Annotated in this window: 15 protein-coding genes; 12 read left to right on the forward strand and 3 right to left on the reverse strand. The window is 50.4% G+C overall.

All coding sequences use genetic code 11. The annotated features are described in order from the left end of the window. Positions 1 to 21 precede the first annotated feature (21 nt). From MKY97_RS01965 to nagZ, 3 genes are all read left to right on the forward strand, one after another. On the forward strand, positions 22 to 738 hold the full coding sequence (locus MKY97_RS01965) for a hypothetical protein (RefSeq protein ID WP_342553858.1): 717 nt from the start codon (positions 22 to 24) through the stop codon (positions 736 to 738). Then, on the forward strand, positions 735 to 1,904 hold the full coding sequence (locus tag MKY97_RS01970; protein WP_342553859.1) for a DUF1343 domain-containing protein: 1,170 nt from the start codon (positions 735 to 737) through the stop codon (positions 1,902 to 1,904). The genes MKY97_RS01965 and MKY97_RS01970 overlap by 4 nt, the downstream gene beginning before the upstream one ends. 105 nt (positions 1,905 to 2,009) lie before the next feature. Beyond that, positions 2,010 to 3,734, forward strand: a complete 1,725-nt coding sequence (gene nagZ / locus MKY97_RS01975) for a beta-N-acetylhexosaminidase (RefSeq protein WP_342553860.1) — start codon at positions 2,010 to 2,012, stop codon at positions 3,732 to 3,734. Between the two features lie 748 nt (positions 3,735 to 4,482). Here nagZ and MKY97_RS01980 read toward each other — a convergent pair. Further along, positions 4,483 to 5,883, reverse strand: a complete 1,401-nt coding sequence (locus tag MKY97_RS01980) for a serine hydrolase (RefSeq protein WP_342553861.1) — start codon at positions 5,881 to 5,883, stop codon at positions 4,483 to 4,485. 254 nt (positions 5,884 to 6,137) lie between these two features. Between MKY97_RS01980 and MKY97_RS01985 the strand changes: the two genes are divergently transcribed. Then, positions 6,138 to 8,141 carry a methyl-accepting chemotaxis protein gene (locus MKY97_RS01985; protein WP_342553862.1) on the forward strand — a complete coding sequence of 668 codons (2,004 nt, stop codon included), beginning with the start codon at positions 6,138 to 6,140 and terminating at the stop codon, positions 8,139 to 8,141. Between the two features lie 223 nt (positions 8,142 to 8,364). Beyond that, positions 8,365 to 9,636 (forward strand): DUF2087 domain-containing protein, encoded by a 1,272-nt coding sequence (locus MKY97_RS01990; RefSeq protein WP_342553863.1) that lies wholly within the window; start codon positions 8,365 to 8,367, stop codon positions 9,634 to 9,636. A 165-nt stretch (positions 9,637 to 9,801) separates the two neighbouring features. On the opposite strand, the gene MKY97_RS01995 is transcribed toward MKY97_RS01990, so the two are convergent. Then, positions 9,802 to 11,802: a methyl-accepting chemotaxis protein gene (locus tag MKY97_RS01995; protein ID WP_342553864.1), complete on the reverse strand. Its 2,001-nt coding sequence runs from the start codon at positions 11,800 to 11,802 to the stop codon at positions 9,802 to 9,804. A 235-nt stretch (positions 11,803 to 12,037) separates the two neighbouring features. On the opposite strand from MKY97_RS01995, the gene MKY97_RS02000 reads away from it, so the two are divergent. The 7 genes from MKY97_RS02000 to MKY97_RS02030 all read left to right on the forward strand — a co-directional run bounded on the left by MKY97_RS02000 (position 12,038) and on the right by MKY97_RS02030 (position 19,886). Beyond that, on the forward strand, positions 12,038 to 12,712 hold the full coding sequence (locus MKY97_RS02000) for an AzlC family ABC transporter permease (protein ID WP_342556200.1): 675 nt from the start codon (positions 12,038 to 12,040) through the stop codon (positions 12,710 to 12,712). Next, a complete protein-coding gene (locus tag MKY97_RS02005; RefSeq protein ID WP_342553865.1) occupies positions 12,703 to 13,032 on the forward strand; it encodes an AzlD domain-containing protein in 330 nt (109 codons plus the stop codon). The genes MKY97_RS02000 and MKY97_RS02005 overlap by 10 nt, the downstream gene beginning before the upstream one ends. Positions 13,033 to 13,179: 147 nt before the next feature. Beyond that, positions 13,180 to 13,836, forward strand: coding sequence for an SGNH/GDSL hydrolase family protein (locus MKY97_RS02010; protein WP_342553866.1), 657 nt, complete (start codon positions 13,180 to 13,182; stop codon positions 13,834 to 13,836). Positions 13,837 to 13,895: 59 nt separating this feature from the next. Next, on the forward strand, positions 13,896 to 16,205 hold the full coding sequence (locus tag MKY97_RS02015) for a heparinase II/III family protein (RefSeq protein WP_342553867.1): 2,310 nt from the start codon (positions 13,896 to 13,898) through the stop codon (positions 16,203 to 16,205). Continuing rightward, a complete protein-coding gene (locus MKY97_RS02020) occupies positions 16,198 to 18,171 on the forward strand; it encodes a glycosyl hydrolase (protein ID WP_342553868.1) in 1,974 nt (657 codons plus the stop codon). Before MKY97_RS02015 ends, MKY97_RS02020 begins: the two co-directional genes overlap by 8 nt. A gap of 61 nt (positions 18,172 to 18,232) precedes the next feature. Continuing rightward, positions 18,233 to 19,369, forward strand: coding sequence for a glycosyl hydrolase (locus tag MKY97_RS02025; protein ID WP_342553869.1), 1,137 nt, complete (start codon positions 18,233 to 18,235; stop codon positions 19,367 to 19,369). A 28-nt stretch (positions 19,370 to 19,397) separates the two neighbouring features. Continuing rightward, positions 19,398 to 19,886 carry an NUDIX domain-containing protein gene (locus tag MKY97_RS02030; RefSeq protein ID WP_342553870.1) on the forward strand — a complete coding sequence of 163 codons (489 nt, stop codon included), beginning with the start codon at positions 19,398 to 19,400 and terminating at the stop codon, positions 19,884 to 19,886. 251 nt (positions 19,887 to 20,137) lie between these two features. On the opposite strand, the gene MKY97_RS02035 is transcribed toward MKY97_RS02030, so the two are convergent. Further along, on the reverse strand, positions 20,138 to 20,743 hold the full coding sequence (locus MKY97_RS02035) for a class I SAM-dependent methyltransferase (RefSeq protein ID WP_342553871.1): 606 nt from the start codon (positions 20,741 to 20,743) through the stop codon (positions 20,138 to 20,140). Between the last annotated feature and the right edge of the window lie 11 nt (positions 20,744 to 20,754).

Genomic DNA, 20,754 nt, shown 5'->3' on the forward strand with positions numbered 1-20,754 from the left:
ACAGAAGGGAGAACAACACCGATGCGTAAACTGAGTGAAGTGCTGGTCAAGTCAGGGGTGGAGATCTACCGGGATATTATTCCGGTGGCGCTGTTCAGTGCAGGCAGCTCCGTGCTGCTCATTCCGATTCTCATGTTTGCACCGATACCGGTGGCCGTACTGCTGCTTGCCGTCATCTATATGCCGCTTTTGTTCGGTGTTTGTTATGCAGTACATCACCGGCTGGAGCGGAAAGAGCGCCGGAATGGGCTGCGTGATCTGTGGGAAGGTGCGTTAAAGGGACTGCTTCCGGGTGGTGTCACGGGGCTGCTGTTTGCGCTGCTCGGTTTCATCCTCTGGTCGACCTGGTGGTATTACGGCGGACAAGGCAGCATGACGGGCATGGCGGTAGGCATGTTCCAAACGTTCTTTGTCATCCTGGCGGTGATCTCGCAGTTCTACACCTGGCAGCTTATCCTGCAAAAGGGGATGGGTATCCTTCAGGCGATGGGTGAAAGTGTGAAGCTGTTCTTCCGTTATCCGGGGTATACAATCGCTGCCTGTTTCCAGGCGTTGTGTTTTATGGCACTGCTGATGCTGACGGTCGTGGGTTTCGGTGCTCTATTTGCAGGCATGTTTGCCATCTATCAGCATAAGGTCACACTCAATCTGATCGAACCTGAGGAGGAAGCTGTTTCGTCGTCCAGCGGGAACGATCACCAGCAGACGGGCTGGCTGAGCGAGGGTCATGTGTCATGAAAGTGAAAACGGGAGCGGATGTGCTGGCTGGGGGAGGCGCTCATCCCTGGTTATCCGGTGGTGCACGCATTGGCTTGGTGACGAATCCGACAGGGATCACATCAGATTTCGTGTCTACGGTGGATGTATGTGCTGGTCTTGCGGATACACGGCTTACAGCACTGTTCGCATGTGAGCATGGGCTGACTGGAGAACTGCAGGCAGGTGCAGCTTTTGCGGATTCAGTACATCCCAAGTACGGCATACCGGTATACAGCCTGTACGGTGCACATAAAAAGCCGCTGCCTTTCATGCTGGCCGAGGTGGATACGATCGTTTTTGATATTCAGGATGTGGGTGTGCGGTATTATACGTATGCTTCAACGTTATTTCAGATGATAGAGGCGTGCGGCGAAGCGGGGAAACGTCTGCTGGTGCTGGATCGGCCCAATCCGCTTGGCGGTAAGGAGGTAGAGGGTGGTTTGCTGCATGAGGGATTTAAATCTTTCGTAGGTGCCTGGACTACCCCCATCCGCACGGGTATGACCATTGGTGAGCTGGCCCTGCTCGTCAATGCCGAGTCTCCCGTATCCTGTTCATTAGAAGTGATTGCTATGGTAGGATGGCAGCGCAGCATGGCGTTTTCAGAAACCGGACTGCCCTGGATGATGCCTTCACCGAATATGCCAACCGTAGATACTGTGCGGGCATATGCGGGAACCTGTCTGTTTGAAGGCACCAATGTGTCGGAAGGCCGCGGTACGACGAGGCCCTTTGAATGGATTGGTGCTCCATGGATCAACGGCGAGCAGTTGGCAGAAGCGATGCAGGCACATGGATTGCGCGGAGTTCGTTTTCACCCGGTATATATGACGCCATCCTTCTCGAAATACGCAGGTGAGCTGTGCGGGGGGGTGCGAATTTTTGTGACGAATGAGAAGGAATTTCGTTCGGTGGAAACAGGTTTGCTGCTTTTGCACGAAGCAGCAGCTGCATATCCTGAGCATTTTAAGTGGCTTGAGCCTCCGCGTAAAGGATCCAGATATTTTATTGATTTGCTCACTGGCAGTGTGGAGGTTCGCAAAGTCATTGGTGATGGCGACCGCTTGTCCGGTTTAATGGAGATTTGGCGTGAGCAGGAGCAGGAGTGGCAGGAACGGCGCAGCTCCTTTTTGATGTATGATTAATGAATGGATTAAGGGTACGAGCAGGGATGGAAGAGGGAAAAACAATGTGTACAACCATGCTGCTGCTTGAGGTGAAGATTTGATGTTTGTGGGAGGAGGGAATGTATGCGCAGCTTGAAAGACAGGGTGAAGCAGAGACTTGGGCGGATGAGTCTGCGAGACAAGATTGGACAGATGCTGTTATGCGGGTTCCACGGAACCGAGCCGGAGGGTGAGGTACAGACGCTGCTTCGGGATTATCCGGTTGGCGGCGTCATTTATTTCACAAGAAATGTCGTTTCACCTGAGCAGGTGGAGCGGCTGTCGGATGGACTGCAGCATACTGCACGAGCAGGCGGTAACGTGCCGCTGTGGATTGCGATTGATCAGGAAGGCGGCATGGTGGCCCGGATTACGCAGGGTGTTACGCTGATGCCGGGACAGATGGCCACTGCAGCAGCAGGGTCGGTGCAGGATGCTTATGATGCAGCACGCATCAGTGGAATGGAACTAAAATCAATGGGCATCAATATGAACTTTGCACCCGTGCTCGATGTAAACAACAACGCAAACAATCCGGTTATCGGTGTACGTTCCTTCGGAGAATCCCCGGAATCCGCTGCCGAATTCGGTACAGCAGCAATTACCGGATTTCAGAATGCGGGCATTGCGGCTACTGCCAAACATTTCCCTGGCCATGGCGATACGGATACAGATTCCCATCTGGATCTTCCCGTGATCCCTCATGACAGAGCGCGGGTCAATCAGATTGAACTTGTACCGTTTCGTGCAGCTATAGCAGCAGGCGTGGATGCGGTGATGTCTGCTCATATTTATTTTCCGGCACTGGAGACAGAGCGTCTTCCCGTAACGTTATCCCATTCCGTGCTGACCGGGCTGCTGCGGAAAGAACTTGGATATGAAGGCATGATCGTGACCGATTGCATGGAGATGAAGGCTATCGCGAATCACTACGGCACGGTTCAGGCTGCTGTCATGGCGGTTGAGGCTGGAGCAGATCTAGTGCTGATCAGTCATACGGCACAGCTGCAGAAGGAAGCTTTTGAAGCATTAATGAATGCTGTGAGCAGTGGGCGCATCAGTGAACGGAGGATCGACGAATCGGTTAAACGTCTGCTGATGTATAAAGTAAAACGTGGACTGATGGAGATGGAAGTAGAGAGCGGCGCGGCAGAAGGGGAATCTGTCAGCATAAGCGGGAGGTTTGGTGCGGAGGGTCGCAGCATAGATCCCGCTATTCCGACTGCTATGAACGCTATCGAGCCATCAACTGTTCTGTTTCAGCGTAACAGTCCGCTGCATCAGAAGACAGCCCGGCGGATTAGCGAGAAGAGCATTACATTGGTCAGGGACACGCAGCATATGCTGCCTTTGAAAAGAGAGCGGACACTTGTAATCACCGTTGGGGCAGCAGTGACAAGTATTGCAGATGAGCAGTTGGACGGCGCAGCACTTGGAGCCGCTTTGTTGGCTCAAGGTCTGGATGTCGTTGATCTGGTGGTCGCAGCGGACGAGGTTGCTATTTCCTCAGCCCGTCTGCTCCAGGCTGCAGAAGCGGAGGACATTAAACAGATCGTGATCGGCACGTATAATGCAGGTAGTCCCTCGGGTGATCCGCAGTGCCGACTAATCGGTTGGCTTCAGCAGCTTGGCAAACCCCTGGCTGTGGCCGCACTCCGCAGCCCCTATGACCTTCTGAAGCTTCCCAATGTGCAGACCTATATCGCAGCATATGAAAGTCGGCCGCTTGCCATGAACAGTGTGGCAAAAGCGATGATGGGACAGATCACATTTAAGGGCAAGCTTCCCGTTTCCCTTGAGGTCGATTGAATATAAAGTAACATTATAAAACGGCAGCATCGGGGATGACGATGGTTCAGCTCGATATGATATAAAGTGGTGTGGCACGGCATAGTGTGATGCAGTGCAGTGGTTGTACGAATGATAACAATATGTCATAGGCTGAGAAAGAATCAGCAAATGGGTATAAGGAACAAAAGGGACAAAGCTTATTATGCTTTGTCCCTTTGTGTTCTTTTACACGCTCATTGCTGCGCGTGTAGAGAGTGTTGATATTGATAACTATTTAATTGGTGACAACAATTCAGGATGATGCTGACGAACACAGATGATGCCAACGATCCAGAGTGATGCTGACGAACACATTTGAAAGTCATGCAGCTTCATTTCAGCCGCAAGCCTGTAAGGCTCCCTTAATTCAGCTGAATGCTTTTCTAACGATTCCCACAAACGCTATTTGGGTCATATCACTTAGTTTTATTTTTTAACGATCTCAGGGGACCTTATTTAGGGTATTTTAAGTGAGAATAGGTGTTGAACTTATGTTTTAAGCGAAATAAGGTTTCTGGGGATCGTTACAATTCCAGAGAGCGTTATATCGCTCAAATAAGCTCATCTGAGATCGTTAGAATAAATAGGAGATGGAGGAACGCTTAAAACTTTACATCGAAACCAACCTCCAACCTAAGTCGCCACTGCAACCTCCGCTCAGTCCACCAACTTAAGTCACCATGCTCTGGGTGGCCGCCAAACCGAGTATCCTCACACCCAGAGATCATTACAGGTTCAAAGCTTTGGCTGTACGAGCCTCTACCTCATTCAGAAGCGAGGTCATATCCATGCCTGCATGGTTGCCGAGTAGAATAATGGTCACATCGTCGGACAGATTACGTGAGAATGCTGTAGCAAAACCCCCGCCGCTTCCGTTATGGAAGACGGTGCGTTTTGTTCCGTTTTCCTTGAGAATCCAGGCATAACCGTAATTTTTATCAGAGTAAGGCTTGTACATCGTTTCAATCGTTTCCTGACTTAGAATCTGGTCCGTGTATAACGCACGATCCCATTTGAGCAGATCATCCACGGTAGAATAGATCGTTCCAGACCCGGATTGTGAAACATAGTACGGTGCAGGTTCCCATCCTTTACCCTGTTGAACAAAACCGCTGTTCGTATGCACTTTGCGAGATGCTTCTCCCGAGTCTTTCATGCCGAGCGGCTCCAGAATAGTCTGCTGCACATAATCGGCATAGCTCATGCCGGACACCTGCTCCACGACGTAGGCAAGTAAAACATAACCGCTGTTGCTGTAAAGATATGCACTGCCGGGATCAAACTTCAACGTTTTGTGGCGAATTTCTTCCACCGTCTCTTCAAGTGCAGTGCCTTCACCACGGCCAAAGGCTGAAGGCAGCCCCGAAGTCTGGGACAACAGCATATGCAGTGTAATTTCGTCCCCCTTTGGAATGCCCGAAATATACTTGGAGATCGGGTCCTGCACATCCAGTTTGCCTGCTTCTGCCAAGCTCAGAACGGAAGCTGCTGTGAATGATTTGCTCAAGGAGGCAATACGGGTCTTCTGATCCGGACGATTCAGTGTCTGTTTATCGGCAAGGCCATAACCCTGCTTTAGTACTACTTTCCCATCTCGTGCAATCAGAGCCATACCGGGATAGTTGATCTCGCGCAGATATGTATCAACAACAGAAGCTTCAGGACGCAGAACACTTACTTGATCCGTAAGTATACCGACATTCATCTGGCCTGAAGCAGTCCGCTCCACCTTGATATCAGCTTTTAGCGCGTTCGCCACAGCCCGTACCGGAACCATCAATGTACCATTTACGGTGCGTGAACTCGCAGGAATAGATAGAGAGACCTTATTTACTTGGATGGTGTCACTGCCAGCTTGATGCACCAGCGTGTCCCTGCCAACAATAATGGTGGCTGTTTTGCTGCGTGCATCCCATTTCAGATTTCCTTTGACAGATTGAACAACATCCCGTAAGGGAACATACGTGGTGCCTTTAAAATTAAGCGGAGCATGCTGCCAGAATTGCTGCTCCCCATTGACTTCAATGTGGACGGCTTGCGTATGCTGCGCTGCAGAAGCTGTGAAACTGCCAGCCAGCCCGAAAACTGCGCCAGCACATAGAATAAGTGCCAAAAGGATGCGAAGCATGGATGAGTTAACCGTAGAAATAGTTTGCTGCGTAGGGGCCTTGCGTAAGATTTGAACCCTCTCCTTCCAAGTGTTTCATGTAAAACCAGCATATGAGCATTGTAAACGATCTCAACTGGGGGGTCAAAACCGCGCCCCCTCATGGAAGAAGATCAGATCATTAAAATTGCGATTATTTAGATTGTTTACATAATGATTTGAGAACCATTTTCCGATAAAAAGAGTTGAACTTGATGATGGGGGATAGGTAGCTGATGAAGAAAAGGTCTCGAACAGAATCTAGAGTGAAGACAAAATTGCAGAGCTGGTTTACGTTGACGGTAAAAAAACGGCTGATTGCCGCATTGCTTTTATTCCTGATTGTACCCAGTCTCAGTGTAGGGTGGCTGGCGTATCTCAAGGCGGCAGATCAGGTTAAACTGGAGATTGTTCGTTCTGCACAGGCCAAAACGGAAATGCTTAGTCTGCAGATTGATCAGATGCTTAGTATGGAGAAGGATAACGCTGCGCAGATGGCAGCGGGCATTACTTCAGAGGAGATCATTAACAAATCTCCTGCACTTCAAGCACAGCTGGATCGGATGTCACAGAACCATAAAGAGCTGGGTATCCTTACTGCCGGAGCCGAAGACGGCAGCTGGATGAAATCTCCCGATCCCGGGAACCAGATCTATGATCCTCGTGAACGCACATGGTATAAAATGGCGATGTCACAATCCGAACCAATCATCTCGGATACCTTCCAGTCTGTAACCACAGGAGAGTGGGTCGTAACGGCAGCGGCCAAACTGGCAGATGGGAATGGTGTTTTTGGCGCCAATGTAAGTCTGAATCATTTGAAGGAAACAGTGGACCAGATACATATCGGTAAGGCGGGAAAACTGTATATGTTGGATAATGGAGGGAAATTTTTATTCCATTATAAGATTGAATCCGGTACACAGTCCGATCAGAGTTACATTAATGAGATGTATACGAAGGATCGAGGAACAGTGAAGTATACATATGATGGTCAGACAATGGAGGCTGTGTTCTACACCAATCCTGCAACAGGCTGGAAAATTGTAGGTGAGATGATTCCTGGCGAAGCAGCGGAGGCTGTACAGCCGATCATGATCCGTGCGATTACGCTTGTAGGGGCAGCGGTCGTTGTAGGGATCATACTGCTGATCTTTATTATCCGCAGCATTCATCGGCCATTACAGCAGTTAACACAGGCTGCATCGCAAGTAAGCGCAGGAGACCTAACGGTTCGTGTAGGGCTGCAGCGTAAGGATGAGTTCGGTCAGCTTGGAGAGAGCTTTGATACAATGACAACTTCACTGCGCAATGTGCTTGGCGAGGTACATGATACATCCAGCCAGCTGGCAGCCTCATCGGAAGAGCTGATGGCAAGCTCCGAGCAGACCTCGAAAGCCACCGAGCAGGTGGCTGAACTGATGCAGGATGCAGCCGCAGGAACGACCATGCAGAATGAAAGTCTGGCTGCGACTGAGCAGCTTGTTGGTGAGATGTCAGTTGGAGTTAAAGAGATTTCTTCAAGAGCAGGAGAAGCGGAGCGTATTGCGATCGAAGCATCTACGAAATCGGAAGCGGGAATGGTAACCATGCAGGAGGCCGTATCCCATATTCAGCAGGTGAATGAAGAGAGCAGGGCAATGGAAACTGTGATCGACGATCTGCGTGCAAAAAATGAAGAGATTCTGGAGATCGTGGCGGAGATTACAGCCATCGCCAAACAGACCAACATTCTGGCATTGAATGCCTCGATCGAGGCTTCCAGAGCAGGGGAGCATGGGCGAGGATTTGCTGTGGTGGCAAATGAAGTCAAATCGCTTGCGAACAGTTCAGGGGCTTCGGCGGAGCGAATTAATGAGCTGATGCGGGAGATGTATGAGAAGACGCATGCGGTAGAGTCTACCTTTGCACGCACAGGTGAAGGTATGATAAAAAGTTCACAGATGATCACGGAGGCAGGAGAAGCCTTCCAGACGATCCGTGATGCGGTACAGATGGTAGCGGCACAAGCCGAAGAAGCTGCTTCAGCTTCCCGTCAGATCGATCAAGGCATGGGGTATGTGAACAAAGCGGTAAACGATACGATGGTACTATCCAACCGGATTGCTGCCGGAACCGAGGATGGCTCGGCTGCCGCTCAGGAGCAGCTTGCAGCAATGGAAGAAGTTGCCGCGTCTTCGGCGGCTTTATCGCAGATGGCAGAGGATCTGCAGCACATCATTGAACGTTTTAAACTGTAACGGTGTATATAGGAGGACTGTCGGGTTAGTGAACCCACAGTCTTTTTCTTTTGCTCAAAGATATGCATATTACGTATCTTACATAATGTTTAATTACAAACACAGTCAAGCGGTTTGACAATAAACAAACAAAATAATAAAATATCTATAAATAAATAAACATAATGTTTAAGATGCGGTTTATCCCATGCGGATTGGACGAATACCAAAAGGAGATTAAATCATGAAAACTTCGGATTCAAGACTTCAGACAGCTTCCCTGGAAGAGATCAAACGCGGATATGTGGAGGAAGGCACGGTCTATACGTGCATCTGCTGCGGGTATACGACGGAAGGGGGGATAATTTATCCCGAAGAGGGCGTTCTTTATGAGGCTGTCCGTTACATGCGTGTCCATATTGAAAAGGTGCATGGGTCCGTATTTGAATATTTGCTGGAGCTGGACAAAAGTGTGACAGGACTGTCCGATGTGCAGCGAGGCCTGCTGGCCCAGTTCTATGAAGGGAAGAAGGATGCGGAAGTACAAAAGGCGCTCGGCATCGGCAGTGCATCCACCATTCGAAACCACCGGTTTGTATTGAAGGAAAAGGAGAGGCAGGCCAAGATTTTTTTGGCTTTAATGGAGCTGTTGAAAAATAAGGACCTTCATGCTCCGGCAGCATGGGTATCGCCGGTCATGAAACAAGGGCATACGATTCATCATCAATCATTCGATATATCGGAAGAGGAACGGGAAATCGTACTGCAGAAATATTTCCCGGAAGGTACAAGCGGGCCTATGACTACGTTCCATATGCAGCAAAAGCATAAGTACATCGTGCTCACGGAGATCGCCAAACGATTCGAACCACAGCGTCATTATACCGAAAAACAGGTGAACACCATTTTGGAAAAAGTACATGATGACTATGTGGAAATCCGAAGGTACCTGGTCGATTACGGTCTGTTAGAACGGGATGAGGATGGAAGCCGATACTGGTTGGGCAGTGCTGCTGCGGAACAGGGTAACGGCCACAAGCAGGAGGAGCAGACAGAAGAATCCGTCCGGCAATCTTTGGCGGAGCGGAAAACAGGGCAGGAAGTGAAACAGCAGGATCTGATCGGAAACGCAGATAAAGGAGAGAAGAATATGAATCGGCGCAAAGAGTTACAGGAGCAGGCCAAAGAGGTCAAAACCGAAGCGGGGGTCTATCAAATACGTAACGAACGTAATGGCAAAGTGTATATTGATAGTACGCTGAATTTAAAAACAATTAACGGACAGCAGTTTATGCTGCAGATGGGAAGCCATTTGAACCGCCGTTTGCAGGCGGAGTGGAATGAATACGGTGAGAGTGCCTTTGTAATCGAGGTGTTGGAGATATTGAAAAAAGAGGATAATCCTTTCTTTAATGCGAAAGATGCACTCGCCAAATGTCTGAATCGCTGGTTTGAGAAGCTTGAACCTTATGGAGATCGTGGTTATCATGGAGACCCAAAACCATCTGGCGAATAGAAAAGAACCCTGCTCCCGATCCTGATTGATCTGTGGGATCAAAACCAAACCAAACCGAACCAAATGAAAAGTCCCTTTGCCAAAGAGTTGGCAAAGGGACTTTTCATTGTGGTGCACCCGCGTGAATCGTCCGATTCAGGCGAGTAATTTGGTACTTTGTATCGGCTACAGCTTAAATTGTTCGACCAGCTTCTGCAGCTTGTGAGCCAAATGAGCAAGGGAGTCAGCAGAGGAGGAGATTTCCTGCATCGAGGCTACCTGTTCTTCTGTAGCCGCAGAGATATTCTCGGTGCCGTCTGCATTAGTTTCCGAGATCGTATGAATTTGGTCAATTGACTGCACCACTTCGGCAGTGCTGGCAGACATCTGCTCTGAAGCAGCTGCGATGTTCTCAAGCTGCTGATTAACCGTGCCAACAGCTTCGCTGATTTGCACAAACGCATCATCGGCAAACTGCACAGCCCGGATGCCGTTATCCACGTCTTTTTGCCCCAGACGTACATTCTCATTGGCCTTCGAGATTTCGTTCTGGATGGATGCAACCATCTCGACGATCTTCTGACCAGACTCGCTGGATTGCTCCGCCAGTTTGCGGACTTCGCTTGCAACGACGGAGAAGCCGCGTCCATGCTCACCTGCACGGGCTGCTTCTATAGAAGCATTAAGCGCAAGCAGATTGGTTTGGGCTGCAATATCTGTAATGACAGAAACCATCTCACCGATCGAGCTGGAATGCTGATCAAGACGTGCAGCGGTCTCTGCGATGCCCTGTACAAAATGCTGGATGGAACTCATTTCGGATACAGCCGTTTTGATAGTCGAATTCCCCTGTTGTGCAAGTTCACTGGCCTGCATAGCCGCTTCGGATACTTGCTGTGTGCTGTTGGTTACTTGTCCAACCCCTCCAGCAAGTTCATTCATCTGCTGTGCAGTATGCTTCAGGCTGCTGGCCTGTTTTTCAATTCCGGCTGCAGACTGCTCCGTAATGAGAGCTACCTGCTCCGTAGCTTTGGTTGTCTCTGATGAGTTAATGGCAAGCTGTGCGGAAGAGGAGGTGAGTTCGTCAGCGGTATGACGCACATCCTGAATAACCGTACGCAGAGATTGACTCATTTTATTAAAACTGTTGCTGAGTTTACCGAATTCATCCTGCCCGTTCACGGCAACTTCAATCGTCAGGTTTCCATCGCTGATTTCGTTGGAGGCTTTGACAAGTCGATTAAGCGGTCTCGTAATGGCTTGTACAATCCAGTAAATAATGATGGAACTGATGACGATGGCAACTGCGATCACGATCAAAGTAGTGTACAGGATAGGACGAACGGTTTGCGTAACTTCGTCGTTATCGATAACACCGACGACTGTCCAGCCTGTCGTTTCATTGGTAACGAAGAAGGCATGCTCGTTTTTTCCGTTCAACGTATACTGCAGATCACCATTCTTTTGGTCAAAAATTTGTTTGTAGGGTTCCATCGTGCCTTCAGTACCTGGTTTCTCGGTTGGATGTACGATGATTTTGTTCGCATTATCAATAATATAGATATATCCTCTTTGCCCGATTTTCGTGGAATTTACCGTCTGGGAAAGAGCCTCAAGGGACAGGCTGACCGAAACGACACCATGACCGTCACCGGTTGTCTGAGCGACTGAAGCAACGACATTACCCGTATTGCTTGAGATATAAGGTGTAATTACCGTAGGTACGTCTTTGTTCTCGGAAGCAGCTTTAAACCAAGGGCGTTCACGGGGATCATACCCTGGCTTGTTCACAGCGGTAATGGGGGAATTAATATAGATGCCTTTGTCTGTTCCGACAGAAGCCAATTCCACATCACTGTGGGTGTCCTTATATGCATCAAGTAAGGTACGAATGGTTTTCGTTTCGTCCCCTTGAACAGGACCGACATTGCCAGCGTCGAGCTGGCTTGCCAGGAAATCGACATTTTTACGCGAAGCCCCGATGATCTGGTCGATGGTCTGATTCAGCACGCTCACACTGCTGTTAGCATTCTCAAACATTTTCTCTTCGACCTTGGCAGCTGCTGTCTGGAATGAAATAATGCCTAAACTGATCGTCGGGATCAGCAGCACGATAGCAAATGACAGTATCAGCTTCTCTCTCATCTGCAGTGTTCGTTTCCCCTTTGGCTGCTTTATTTTCTCCATGATCCAATCTCCCCCTGTCAGCTCTCCCGAACTGACATAAAATGTGGTATATTTCTAAGTTAATGCGAACCGATTCTGCACTCGGAATAAGTTTCTGATTCAGAATGGTATGTATCGATATATATCGGCTGGCATTGTTTAAAATTAGAGAGGAGCTGCACCCGATTTGAATCAAAATGCAATAAGATTACCCGGACACGAAAAAAATGAAGAGATTCGGGACGATGCCTCATTTATGCAGGGAGTCCGTGATTGTGTACCTACACTGCTCGGATATTTAAGTATTGGCTTTGCGGCAGGGGTTATCGAGATGACGGCAGGTCTGAGTTTTGCCGAAACAGCGCTGCTGAGTCTTGTTTTGTATGCAGGTTCAGCGCAGTTCATAGCAGCAGGTATGCTGGCTTCCAATGGATCGGCATTAGCGATCATCTTCACTATATTTTTTGTGAATCTGCGCCATCTGCTGCTGAGTGCAGCGGTATCCCCTTATTTCAGGCATCTGACACCGCTTAAAAATATGTGGATTGGCTCCCTGCTTACAGACGAGTCATTCGGCGTGGCAATGACCCGTGCCATAGGCAGAAAAACACTCAGTGAACGCTGGATGCACGGTCTGAATATTACCGCATACTTGAACTGGTTTGCCGCTAACATGGCAGGGGCCTACTTTGGACGCTGGATAACGGACCCCGATCGTTTTGGTCTTGATTATGCTTTACCAGCCATGTTTATCGGTCTGATCGTACTTCAACTGGTACATCGCAAAAACAAAAAAATACATATCAATGTGGCAATCATTGCGGTCATTTGTGTCATCTTAGCAAGCATGGCTTCACTCGGCAGTCTAAGCATTATCATAGCAGCAGTGGTCGCAGCAACGATGGGAGTGTTTATGGAACGATGGAAGTAAGATGGGATGTATTCTGGATTATTATGGGCTCGGCGCTGCTCACGTTTATCCCGCGGGTGCTGCCGCTTATGCTCTTCAGTAAAATACAGATTCCGGTGTGGCTGATGCGCTGGCTTGAATATGTGCCGGTTGCTGTTATGGCCTCACTCATTGGTCAGGAATTGTTTATGTCAGGCAGTCGCCTCGTACCCATTACAGAGAATGCTGCCTTGTGGGCCGCGCTGCCTACAGCTGTTGTTGCTATCTGGACACGCAGTCTGCTCGGTACGGTGCTGGTTGGTATTGTATCGATGATGATATTACGTTACCTTATGGGATAGGTAGAGAGATGCAGCTTCTTTGCAGGTGCTATTTTCTAATGATGCAGAAAGGGATAAGATGGAAACAGCAGTATGCAGCAGTCCAATCTAGAGACAGAGTAAGCGGTATTTCATCGTATATTCTGATAGAAGGGAATGATGTTCAAGATGAAACCAAGTCCATCTACGATCTTGTTTCAAGGAGATTCCATTACAGACGGAGGAAGGTCACGCAATGACGATCTGAATCATGTTCTCGGTCACGGGTATGCATATTTGATCTCAAGCAGACTTGGCATGGAACTGGCAGATAGACAAAAAAAGTTCTATAACCGGGGGATCAGCGGGGATCGGGCTTCCGATCTGTATGCACGCTGGAACGAAGACACGTTGAGTCTGCAGCCGGATCTGATCAGTATCCTGATCGGAGTTAACGATGCCTGGCGTTCCATGAATGGTGAGGCTAAAGGGTATACGGATCGTTTTGCGAGGGCATATCGTCACCTGCTGGAGGAGACACGAGAAGTCGTGCCGGAGACCGGGCTGGTGCTGATGGAACCGTTTATTCTGAAGACCGGAGCGACGCTGGATAAATGGGATGAATGGGAAAAGCTTATGACAGATTATCAGGAACAGGTTCGTGACATGGCTGAGCAGTTCGGGGCAGTATGGGTACCGCTGCAGCAAACGTTCAATGCGGCTTTGCAGAAGGCGGATGCTTCGTATTGGTTATGGGATGGCGTTCATCCAACTGCCGCAGGCCATGAGTTAATTGCACGTCAGTGGCTGTCTGTTGTACAGCAATCTCCACTTGTTATTGAGTAAAAAAAGCAGAGAGTTCACATTTTGTTGAACTTGTATCATTCATTTCATAAGGGAACGTGGTGAATCCTGTGCAAGGCTCTAATCACGAAATGGGAAATGAGCATACGAATCTGTATACAAGCAGTGTTGAAGACGATGCTCGGGTAATTCAATGGCCGGATGAACGGCTTATTCATCAGCTGCATATTAACAACCAGTACCACAATCAAGAAAACAAGGTATTCAAGGTTGACCGACTTCGGGAGAAGCTTCACAGGCCGGAATGGAGAGAGCTGCTTGCGGACCTGAATGCTTATGGAGAACAGGCAGTAAGTGAACCAATGCCGCCTCTAACATTCAACCTGTTTCGACAATTCAGCAAAACTGGGAACCGCAAATCCTACGAGCGCGTGTACTTCGACCGACGTGGGAGATTAGCAGCAGTTTCCCTGCTCGCTCTTGATGACAACAGCCCCGATGTACTTCACGTGCTTGAAGAGATGCTGTGGGCTGTATGTGATGAATATACGTGGTGTCTCCCGGCCCATCTGGGAACAGGAGAAGCGGAACAGGTAGAAGCTCATATTGATCTCTTCGCCGCAGAGACAGTCCATATGCTCGCTGAGATTGCCACCCTTCACGGTCAGCATCTGGACCCTCTGATTGTCGAACGAATTGGGATGGAGGCAGAGCGGCGTATTTTTACCCCGTTATATCGGGAACAGCGGGCATATCACTGGCAGACTGCAGATCATAACTGGTCCGCAGTCTGCGGAGGATGCTGCGGCATGGCTGCCCTGCTGCTGGTGAAAGATGAAGCTGTTCTGCGCGAGTCCACTTGGCAGACAATCCACTGTATGGAGGCGTTTCTGAGCGGTTATGGCGAGGACGGCGGCTGTGCTGAAGGCATCGGGTACTGGGTATATGGATTCGGTTACTTCATCTATTATGCCGAGATGTTATTGGATTACAGCGAGGGAGCGTTGAATCTGCTGACGGACTCCAAAGCGGCGGCAATAGCGGCCTTCCCGCTGCGTATTCATCTGTCGGAAGGTACATATGTCAATTACTCGGACAGTGCAGAGCAGGAAGAGATCCCATCAGGGCTGCTGTCCCGCTTAGCCGCCCGGTTCGGGCTGCAGATGGAGCTGCCGCTGCGAGTTCCCCGGCTGACAGACGATCCCTGCCGCAGGTGGGCCCATCTGCTGCGGAACGTGATGTGGAGCGATCCGGCAGTGGTTGGACATGGGCGGGGCGAAGCAGCTGTGCAGGCGAGTAGGGGGGTTATTTTTCATCAGCTCGGTTGGATGGTTGCCAAGAGTGCTCTCCAAAGGCTGGATGAACGTGAGGAGACAGACCATCCGCGTTCGGGCAGTAAATGGGTTCAAGCGGCTTGTTCATTCAAAGGCGGTCATAACGATGAGCCTCATAACCATCTTGATCTGGGACAAGTGATTATCCACTGCGGCGGCGAAAATATACTGTGTGACCCCGGAGCAGGATTGTACACCCAGGCCTATTTTGCTCCCGGACGTGAGCAGCTGTTTCATATTTCGTCCTCCGGGCATAACGTGCCGCTGATTGAAGGGTGTGAGCAGAGCCCTGGCAGAGAGGCCGAAGCCAAAGTGCTGGAGTTCAGACTTGCAGAAGACGGAAGTGAAATGCAGGCCATTCTGGACCTGACACGTGCATACCCTGATGCTGTATCCCTGCAGCAATATACACGTCATCTATGTTGGAGGGCTGGGACGAATGACGCCGGGATTCACAAATTCGGATTCATCGGCATGAACGAGATCATCAATGCGGATGTGGACGTCGCAGCATTACGAATCATAGACAGGTTTGAATGGGATATGAAGACAGGTGCTGATGCTGTGAAGTTCTCGGCGGATGAGCGGTATGCTGTCCCTTCACCAGTTGTTGAGCGCTGGATCAGCCGGATATGTCCGGTTGTGAAAGAGGAGGGACTTGTTCAGTGGCAGGCTTCACGCGCCAACATGTACATGACATATGATGCAGTCCAGTGGGAGGCGCAGGTGGAATCTGTGCACGCCGTGGATCACGATGAGATGCCTGTCACCTTTTATCGTACATCACTTATATGGAAGGGAACGGAAGAGACCGTAACGAAGTACGAGAATGGAAGGGGAACAGAGAAATTAGAATTATCGAAACCCCTGAAATCTCTGAAACCTAAGAACACGGAAACTCCAGATCATCTTAAACTTCTTGGGAAAAAGGAAAGCAGGAATCATGGAGATGCTGTGTACCCTGCAGGTGTCGAGACGGATGAAGCAGGTAATTCTGTCCCGCTGGAGATCGTGTGCCAAGTCGATTTTATTGTTGAACCGCATATAGGAGAAACCGAGGTGAGTCCCCGTGAATAGTTATACAGCTGCAGCGACGTATCCATGGAGAAATGAGCTTGATCGATATCGCACTGCGGCAGTGCAGGCGGGTCCCGTACCTGCGGATGGCTGGAATATAGAGCGCAAGCTGACACTTGTCAAACAAATTGTTTGCGCTTACAAAAAGCATCAGCATGGTGATGGGGCCATTATCGATCCATACTCCGGTACAGAACGCTACTATTCCACACCAGCTTATGCGATGGCGGCAGCTGTGCTGGTGGATGCAGGGCACATGGAACTGCTGGATTCCGCATCGAATGCTCTGTCACAGAGCATTGATGCTGTGGTGAAAGGAAGTGCACCGGACAATCATCCTGATTTTTACCCTGTGCTGATGATGCGGGCGTATATGCTGCTGAAGCCTCATCTGCCTGAGCAGGCAGCGATCTGGGCTGAGGCACTCAAAACCATTCATCCTGAGCAGGATTATGTATTTACAATGACCCGAATGAATAACCCAAATCGCATGATTAACTGGAACGCCATTATGATCTCAGGTGAGTATCTGAGGTGGAGTGAACAGCTGGCGAGTGAAGATACAGCATGGATGGATTGTTATCTGGAAGCTTATCATCTGCCGCGGTTTACCGCGCTTGGTTTGTATCAGGATGGTCCACTGGACCGCCCTAATTGTCCGTTTTCCTATGACATTGCTACCCGCTATCACCTTGGAGTAATGCTTGATGCAGGATATGAAGGGGCAGTCGCCGACGCATTGCGCGAGAAGCTGCGCAGCGGTGCATTCAGCACGCTGCTGATGCTGTCTCCCCTTGGAGAAATACCGCCGCGTGGTCGAAGCTCTCAGCATCAATGGAATGAAGCTGCTGCGGCATACGTATGCTCACTGCATGCTTCACTGGCAATGCAGGCAGGGGATTCGGTGCTTGCCGGAGCATTTGCAAGAGCGGCGGACCGTTGTTTTGAAGCAGTGGAGCGCTGGCTGATGCCTGACGGGCGTTTGAAAATCGTGCGCAATGAATATGCACCGGAGAAACGCCACGGATATGAAATTTACACCAATCATACCTGCTACAATCTGTGGACGGCAGCCGCGCTGGCTCATGCCTGTCTTCGTGATCCGGGCGAAGATATCATCCAGTACAGTCTTCCTTCCGAGATTGGGAGCAGGGTACTGCAGGCGGATGGATGGTTTGAAACCGTGCTGGCTTCCGTGCCAGGCCAGCAGCTGGTCCTGCACACCGCATTGAATGATCCATATACGATTCCGGGACTGGTACGAATACAGCATGCAGAACTCCCGGGGTTGATTGGTCCGTCTGCAGCCAGCCATGTACAGGCCGGGTTTACCGAATTTGCAGAGGGGATCGTGCAGCCCTTGAGTTACTGCCCTGCCTGGAAGACAGCAGACGGGATATGGCACAGTCTTGCGGAAGGTATCCCGCCCGGCAGCGTATATGACCGCGATGCAGGGATCGATCCAGCCAGCGGCGGCGGTTCGGTTGTATGTGAGTCAGCTGCTCTGACGAATAAGGTTAAGGCAGCGAACAAACCAGGTGATACCGTGCCGGCGGCTGATGCGAAGGCTGGTGATCGTGCTTCGGGGGATACTGTGGAGAATGCATTTGATATGACTTGGACGGGGCCTTTACCTGGAATACGTTCTGTATGTACCCGATATGTGCAGCGGGCAGATCAGCTGACGGTAACCTATGTTTTCGAAGGTGAGATTGAGGCGGCGGGGGCTTTGATTCCCCTGATGTACAGCGATGGTCAGGAACAGGCCGTAATTACGCGAACCGGACAGAGTGTGCGTACGGAATACCGCGGAGCATACGTTGAATCTACGGCGCATGATGCAGGGGCGGTAATCCGGCTGGATCAGCAGGAGACATCCTCCCGCAATGGTCTGCTGAAAAAAGCAAGAATAGAAGTTCACGGTGCACAGCAGCTGACATTTACTATTCAATTGGGACGTATGTAAGAAGAAAAAAGACCCGGCAAAGAAGGATTACATCACTCAGAAGCGGGAGGGACAGAAAAACATGAATACATCCGTATCGGCATCATGGGTGGAAAAAGCATGGCAGCAAGGGGCGAGCAGGACGATTCAGAATGCGAAACGAATCAAGGATACCTTTCCTCATACTTCAGTGCAGGGGATGTACGACAGCAATGATCCCGAATGGTGGACGGCCGGTTTTTGGCCCGGCCTGTTATGGCTGGTGCACAGAGATGCCCCAGAGAGCGAAGCGGCAGCGGAGCTGCGTCGCATCGCTGACAGCTGTGAGCGGCAGCTCGAAGGCTGCCTGCGTGATCCGGATTCGGTGGATCACGACCTGGGCTTCATCTGGCTGCTTAGCGGCATAGCCAGCTATCGCCAGATGGGCAGCGAGGAAGGGCGCCGCCGCGGCATGCTTGCCGCGAATCTGCTCGCTGCCCGCTTTCACTTGCGCGGTGAGTTCATCCGCGCATGGAACTTCAGCTCGTCAACGATGGATACGCGCGGCGTCGCCATCATTGACAGCATGATGAACCTGCCGCTGCTCTACTGGGCATCCGAGCAGAGCGGCGATCCCCGCTTCCGCTCGCTGGCGGAAGCGCATGCGGACACCGTGGCGCGCGAGTTCGTCCGCGCAGACGGGTCCATCTGCCACGTGGTGGAATTTGATCCACACACGGGGCAGAAGCTGCGGGAGCATGGGGGCCAAGGCCATGCTCCCAGGTCCGCCTGGGCGCGGGGTACCGCCTGGGCGCTGCACGGGTTTGCGCTGTCTTTCCGGTATACGGGCGAAGCCCGATATCTGGAGACAGCGGAGCGGGCGGCCGATTTCTTCCTCGCCATGCTTGGCGAAGACATCGTGCCGGTGTGGGATTTCCGCGCGCCTGCGGAGCATCGGGCGGCGTGGGACTCGTCCGCTGCAGCCATTGCTGCGAGCGGCCTGTTAGAGCTCGCGAAGCTGTCGCCGCGCGGGCAAATCTATGCTGCCGCGGGAGAGCGTATCGTCCGCGGCTTGTATGAGCACTTCAGCGCCGGTGAATCGGCAGCGGAGGAAGGGCTGATCATGAAGGGAACGGTGCACTACCCCGAAGGGCGGGGGATTAATGTGCCGATTATATACGGCGATTACTTCTATATGGAGGCGCTGGCGAAGCTGCGCGGAAGTGAGGGTTTATTTTAACAGAGAAGATTTTTCAGGAGGTGCAGGCATGTCTTTTCCAACACATATCGTATCTGCAGGCGGCATTGTAGAAGATGGGAAGGGGAATATTCTCTTAGTTAAAGCTCATGATGATGGATGGGTGTACCCGGGCGGGATTACAGAAGTTGGGGAGAACCTGATTGATGGTGTGATCCGTGAAATCCAGGAGGAGAGCGGCATCATCGTGACGGTGAGTCATTTAATCAGTATTGTATCGAATACAGCTATTCATAAGTGGTACGACGGTGAGACGGATGTCCCTACAAAAGTCATGTTTGACTTCGTATGCAGAGCTGCAGGAGGAGAATTAACGGTTTCTGAAGAAACGAGCGAGTGCAGGTGGGTGCCTAAGGATCAAGTGCTGGATTGGATCACTCTACCCGGGATTCGGAAGCGTTATGAAGCTTATTTGAACTTTAATGGCTCTGTCAATTATCTGGAGTATGTCACGGCAGCATCGACAGAGCTGGATGTCAAACTCCATAGGCATATCTAGATCTCCGCGGCATCGTGTGCAGCTGGCTCCCGGCACGCAGGATACTATTTTATGCCAAAAGCGGTTATGCTGCTAATGAGAGTCCTGCATATCGAACGGGAATGATAAGAGGCCGCCCTTACAGGGCGGTTCTATTTTGTTGTCTTCGCTGTCTTCCCTGTCTTTACTGTCTTTCTTGTATCCTGTATGTTCTGTGTTTATCCGTGTGTTCCGCAGTATGTTTAGCAATTCGCTAATCGTTCGCAGACAGTTCATTTTGCAGGCGAACGTTTCAGGATCACGAAATCGGCGGAGGATTGCTCCGGATATCGCTGACGAATAATCTCGTGTACCTTGAACTCGGGATAATCAAACAGGTAATGAAACAGGTTCCGATCCTGTATCGTCTGCACGCCGGAGCTGCCTTCCTCTCTCAGCCTTGTGTAGATAACAACCCACTTGGTTGAAGCGTGGAGAACGTCGCTGAGGGTAGCGCGGAAGTCTGTCTCATCCGTAATGTGATACAGCACATCTAGGCACACCGTCAGGTCGGCTTGGAGAAATCCGCGATTAATCCATAGACCAGGTGTATACAGCATGAAGCTTTTGGAAGGATCATCAGCATACAGCGACGCGCAGTGTTTAATAGAGGAGGCCGCTACATCCATGCCAAGATATTGGTCATAACTCATATATTTCAGCTGGTTGCCATCCCCGCAGCCAAATTCAATGATCCGATGAATATTCTCTCGCTGTATTAGTCCATTAACAATCTCCGCTTTGAACTCAGCCAATACGCCATACGAACCTCTGCCCGAAGTCTCCCCTGAACGATAGGTCTGTTCCCAGTATTCAATGTAATCAAATGGCTGATTCACTCGAATTCCCC

The organism is Paenibacillus sp. FSL R7-0652, from assembly GCF_038595045.1.
Lineage (GTDB): Bacteria > Bacillota > Bacilli > Paenibacillales > Paenibacillaceae > Paenibacillus.